6 protein-coding genes are annotated in these 5,066 nt (G+C 73.3%); 1 reads left to right on the forward strand and 5 read right to left on the reverse strand.

All coding sequences use genetic code 11. The features are described 5' to 3' along the window. The 4 genes from ABD194_RS19470 to ABD194_RS19485 form a co-directional block, all read right to left on the reverse strand. The coding region (locus ABD194_RS19470) for a CopD family protein (protein ID WP_343994573.1) at window positions 1–322 on the reverse strand (322 nt) is incomplete at its 3' end. 15 nt (window positions 323–337) lie between these two features. Then, window positions 338–493 carry a hypothetical protein gene (locus ABD194_RS19475; RefSeq protein ID WP_343994575.1) on the reverse strand — a complete coding sequence of 52 codons (156 nt, stop codon included), beginning with the start codon at window positions 491–493 and terminating at the stop codon, window positions 338–340. 324 nt (window positions 494–817) lie between these two features. Further along, window positions 818–1,576 carry a LamB/YcsF family protein gene (locus tag ABD194_RS19480; RefSeq protein ID WP_343994577.1) on the reverse strand — a complete coding sequence of 253 codons (759 nt, stop codon included), beginning with the start codon at window positions 1,574–1,576 and terminating at the stop codon, window positions 818–820. 41 nt (window positions 1,577–1,617) lie between these two features. Beyond that, the gene (locus ABD194_RS19485) at window positions 1,618–3,000 is read right to left on the reverse strand and encodes a 6-phospho-beta-glucosidase (RefSeq protein WP_343994579.1); all 1,383 of its coding nucleotides are present in this window, start codon (window positions 2,998–3,000) and stop codon (window positions 1,618–1,620) included. 181 nt (window positions 3,001–3,181) lie between these two features. On the opposite strand from ABD194_RS19485, the gene ABD194_RS19490 reads away from it, so the two are divergent. Further along, window positions 3,182–4,303 carry a PfkB family carbohydrate kinase gene (locus ABD194_RS19490; protein WP_343994581.1) on the forward strand — a complete coding sequence of 374 codons (1,122 nt, stop codon included), beginning with the start codon at window positions 3,182–3,184 and terminating at the stop codon, window positions 4,301–4,303. A gap of 257 nt (window positions 4,304–4,560) precedes the next feature. On the opposite strand, the gene ABD194_RS19495 is transcribed toward ABD194_RS19490, so the two are convergent. Then, the gene (locus ABD194_RS19495) at window positions 4,561–5,013 is read right to left on the reverse strand and encodes a VOC family protein (RefSeq protein WP_343994583.1); all 453 of its coding nucleotides are present in this window, start codon (window positions 5,011–5,013) and stop codon (window positions 4,561–4,563) included. Window positions 5,014–5,066: the final 53 nt, after the last annotated feature.

Here is a 5,066-nt window from a genome sequence, read left to right on the forward strand (position 1 = left end):
CGATGACGCTCGGCGCCTCGGCGGCGACGAGTCGCGGCGACACGGCCGGCTGCCCAGTGGCGAGGAGGCCGGCGAGGGCCACGACGACGAGCAGGCCGACAGCCTCCACGCCGACGCGCGGCGTACGCGCGCCAGCCTCCGGCCCCTGCCCCGGCCCCTGCCCCTGCCCCTGCCGGGCATGCAGGACCCGGGTCGTCCTCAGGGCGACGAGGCCCACCAGGCCGGCGAGCGCGACCTTGGCGAGCAGGACCCGGCCGTAGGTCGTCAGCAGCACTGCGTCGACCGAGACGACGACGTCGCTCGCGAGGTAGAGCCCGGTCACGGCGATGACGACGACCTAGACTGTGGCCGTCGCACGGAAGCCCCGGAGCACCGCGCGGACCTCCTGTCGCGACAGCCCCAACCGCGCCGCGCGCAGTCCGAGGAGCGCGAGTGCCGACACCGAGCCGACCCAGACGAGCGCGGCGAGCAGGTGCGCCGTGGAGGTGACCACCCACGTCGCGCCACCGCGCACGCCGAAGTGGCCGATGCCCGGCGTCTCTCCCTGGGGTGGGGCGGACGTCTCGATGATCCTCCCCCTGGAACCGCGCTTGCCTCTGGCTCCAGTGCGCCCGGAGGAGGTCGAGGTGCCCGCGCCTGCCAGGCGAGTTGCGCTGTGGCGCAGCCCTCCCGCTCGCCCCGGGGAGCAGGAACGGAGGTCCCGTTGGCTCCGCCGGCGGTCTGATCCGTTAGAGCGCGTGGCGGCAGCCGGGCTTCCGGTGTGGTCGCCGGCTCACCGGACGCCTCGGCGGACGCCTCAGCGAAAACCTCAGCGGGCTCAGCGGATGAAGGGACGGATCGCGACGCCGGCCGCCTCGAGCGCGGAACGCACTCGACGAGCCAGCACCTGCGCGCCGGGGGTGTCGCCGTGGATGCACACCGAAGCGGCCCCGACGCCGACGTCGTGCCCGTCGACGGAGGTGACCCGGCCCTCGCGGACGATGCGGACCACGCGGGCGGCCACCTCGTCGGCGTCGTGGATGACCGCGCCGGGCTCGGTGCGTGGGACGAGCCGCCCCTCCCGGGTGTAGGCCCGGTCGGCGAACGCCTCTGCCACGACGGGCAGCCCGGCCGCCTCCGCCGCCTCGAGCAGGATGCTCCCCGGCAGTCCCAGGACGGTGAGCTCGTCGTCGTACGCGAGGACGGCCTCGACGACGGCCGTGGCCTGCGCCTCGTGGTGCACGACCGCGTTGTAGAGGGCGCCGTGCGGCTTGATGTAGGCGACCCGCGTCCCGGCCGCTCGGGCGACACCCGCGAGCGCGCCGAGCTGGTAGACGACCTCGGCGGCGAGCACGTCGGCGGGCACGTCGATGAAGCGCCGACCGAAGCCCGCGAGGTCGTTGTAGCTGACCTGCGCACCGACCGACACACCGCGGCTCGCGGCATACCGGCACGTCGTCAGCAGCGTGAGCGGGTCGCCGGCGTGGAAACCGCAGGCGACGTTCGCGCTCGTGACGACGTCGAGGATCGCCTCGTCGTCACCGAGCGTCCACTGCCCGAAGGACTCGCCGACGTCGGCGTTGAGGTCGATCTCCACGGTTCGATTCTCCCGCACGACGCGGGCGACGGTCCCGGCGCTCAACGCAGGCGGGAGTAGAAGTCGGGCAGTCGCCTGCCGTACGCGTCGAGCAGCCGCCGCGCCACCGTGACCGAGTCGACGAGGGGGTGCAGGGCGAACGCCTCGACGGCCAGCGCCCGCGACCGCTCGGTTGCCGCTCGGATGACGACCTCGTCGACGACCTTGACCTGCTGGGCGAGACCGAGCTGGTGGCCCGCGAGCGCGGTGACCTTCAGCGGCACGGGACCCGAGGCGTCGACGCGGCACGGGACCTCGACGACCGCGTCCGCAGGCAGCCCGGGCACGGCAGTCCCGTTGCGGACGTTGAGGATCAGGCGCGCCGGCTCGTCACGGGCGATCGCGGCCATGAGCGCGAGGGCCACCCCCTCGTAGCCGCCGCCCTCGACGTCGGCCTCGGCCCGCTCCTGCGTCTCGCCGTCGTCGCCCTCGCGGGTCTCCTGCATGTACGTCGCGTTGCGCTCGCGACGCACCGCGTCCCACCGCTGCCAGGCGTCGTCGCGCGAGGCCGTCACCGCGGAGTAGAAGTCCGCCTGCTGGTCCACGAGGTACTCGCCGCGGGTCTGCGGGGCGCTCGTGATCTGCGCGATCGCATCGCGCGTGAAGTAGTAGTAGTAGAGGTACTCGTTGGGCAGCGACCCCAGCGTCTGCAGCCACTCGGTGCCGAAGAGGTGCCCCTCCTCGATCGACCCCAGCGCGGATCCGTCCGCGATGAGGTCGGGCAGCAGGTCGCGCCCGTCGAGCCGCAGGCCGGTCAGCCAGCCGAGGTGGTTGAGGCCCGAGTAGTCGATCTCGAGCTCGTCGAGGTCGTGCCCGAGCGCTCCTGCCGCGCGCTTGGCGAGCCCGAGCGGCGAGTCGCAGATGCCGACGACCCGCTCGCCGAGCACCGTCTGCATCGCCTGGGTGATCATGCCCGCGGGGTTGGTGAAGTTGATGACCCACGCCTCGGGCGCCAGACGGCGTATGCGTTCAGCGACGTCGAGCGCGACCGGCACCGTGCGCAGGCCGTAGCCGACACCCCCGGGCCCGGTGGTCTCCTGGCCGAGGAGGCCGAGGTCGAGGGCGATCCGCTCGTCGGCGGTGCGGCCCTCGAGACCACCGACCCGCATGGCCGAGAAGACGAAGTCGGCGCCGTCCAGGGCCGTGTCGAGGTCCGTCGTGGCGGTGACGGTCGGCGGCGGGACCGGGGCGCCGGACCGGGCGGCTCCGTGCGCAGCAGCCTGCGCCGCGAGGACGCGCTCCATGACCTCGAGCCGCGCGGTGTCGGTGTCGTGCAGCACCACCTCGGTGACGCGAGCCCTCGACTGGTCGGCCGGGTCGCGCAGCAGCGCACCGTGCACGAGGGGCACCCGGAACCCGCCGCCGCCGAGGATCACCAGCTTCATCGCCCCACCATCCTCGGACCGTACCAACTGGCGCGAAGAGCGCACCTAGGAGTGGGACGGGCGCGCACTCGAGGTGCCCGCGGGGGAGGCGGGACGGCATACGTCGGCATGGGCGTGACGTGGAGGCAGGTGGCACAGGGAACACGGCGAGTCGCCGGCGCGCATGCGCGATCATGGACGCGTGCCCCTCAACCAGTCCTTCGACCCGCTCGCCGCGCTGCGCGTCGCCGACGAGCCGTCGCTCGACGTGTTCGTCTGGGGCACCGTCTTCCTCGACATGATCTTCGCCGGGCTGCCGAGCGCCCCGAAGCCGGGCACCGAGGTGTGGGCCGAGGGGCTCGCGTCGTGCCCCGGCGGCATCGCGAACCTCGCCGTGGCGACCCGGCGCCTCGGCCTGCGCACCGGCCTGGCGGCGGCCTTCAGCGATGACGACTACGGCGACTTCTGCTGGCGCACCCTCGAGGAGCAGGAGGGTATCGACCTCGGCTCCAGCCGCCGCTTCGCCGACTGGCACAGCCCCGTCACCGTCTCGATGTCGGTCGACCACGACCGCAGCATGGTCTCCCACGGCCACCCCTCTCCCGTCCCGGCCAGCGAGCTGATCGGCACGCCACCGCGCTCCCGCGCCGTCATGGTCGACCTCGCCGAGGACGAGGCGTTCGGCGCGAGCGGCCCGACGTGGGTCGACCAGGCTCGCGGCAACGGCGCGCTGGTCTTCGCGGATGTGGCCTGGGACCCCGCGGAGCGGTGGTCGCCGCACGTCCTCGACCGGCTCGAGCGCTGCGACGTCTTCATGCCCAACGCCGTCGAGGCGATGGCCTACACCGGGACCGGCTCTCCCGTCGAGGCCGTCTACGCCCTGGCCGACCGGGTGCCGGTCGCCATCGTCACCAACGGCTCCGACGGGGCACTCGGCATCGACGCCCGCACCGGCGAGGAGGCGAGCGTGCCGTCGCTGTGCGTCCAGGCCGTCGACCCGACGGGCGCCGGCGACGTCTTCGGTGCGGCGCTGCTCGTGGGCACGCTCGCCGAGTGGCCGCTCGAGCAGCGAATGGCCTTCGCCAGCCTCTGCGCAGGGCTCGCGATCCAGCAGTACGGCGGGTCGCTGGCCGCTCCCGGCTGGGGCGACCTCGCCGACTGGTGGAACGGCCTCGTCGCCGACACGAGCGCCGACGCCTACCACCGGTCGCTGCGGCGCCGGTTCGGCTTCCTCGACGACATCGTGCCGCGCGTGCCCGTCATGGCCGCCCGTCGCGCGACCGCGACGATCGCCCGCCGCGCGGATGTGCACGACATCGACTGAGGCCCGCGCCGGCCGGAGCGGGCTACGTCACTGTTGCACGAGGCGAAACACTGACGCAGGTCGCGGAGGGCACTGCCCGCAGGGCGTCAGCGTGCCCGGCGCTACGTCACTGTTGCACGAGGCGAAACACCGACGCAGCACGCGGGGGGCACTGCCCGCAGGGCGTCAGCCTGCCGGCGCTACGTCACTGTTGCACGAGGCGAAACACTGACGCAGCACGTGGCGCGGAGACAGCCTCGGCCGCTGGTGGCCGGCGATCAGTCGAGGCAGAACTCGTTGCCCTCGACGTCCTGCATGACCAGGCACGACTCCTCGTAGTCGTCGGAGACGAGCAGCCGTACGCGGGTGGCGCCGAGCGGCTCCAGCCGGGCAGCCTCGGCCTCGAGGGCGTCGACGCGCTCCTTCCTGGTCAGGCCGGTGCCGACGCGCACGTCGAGGTGCACGCGGTTCTTGACGACCTTGCCCTCGGGGACCTTCTGGAAGTACAGCCGCGGACCGGCACCCGTGGGGTCCTGGCAGGCGAACGCCGAGCCCTGCCGCTCGGGCGGCAGCGACCGGTCGAAGTCGCCCCACGAGTCGAACCCGGGTGGCGGAGGCGGCACCTCGTAGCCGAGCACCTCGCACCAGAAGCGCGCCACCCGCTCGGGGTCCGCGCAGTCGAACGTCACCTGCACCTGCCTGACCTGCTTGACCTGCCCCGTCGCCGTCATGGCGCCCACCCTAGGCGCGCTCCGGCGACCAATGCCATGGTGAACCCATGGAG

Origin of the sequence: Terrabacter terrae (assembly GCF_039529575.1) — a bacterium.
Taxonomy (GTDB): Bacteria; Actinomycetota; Actinomycetes; order Actinomycetales; family Dermatophilaceae; genus Terrabacter; species Terrabacter terrae.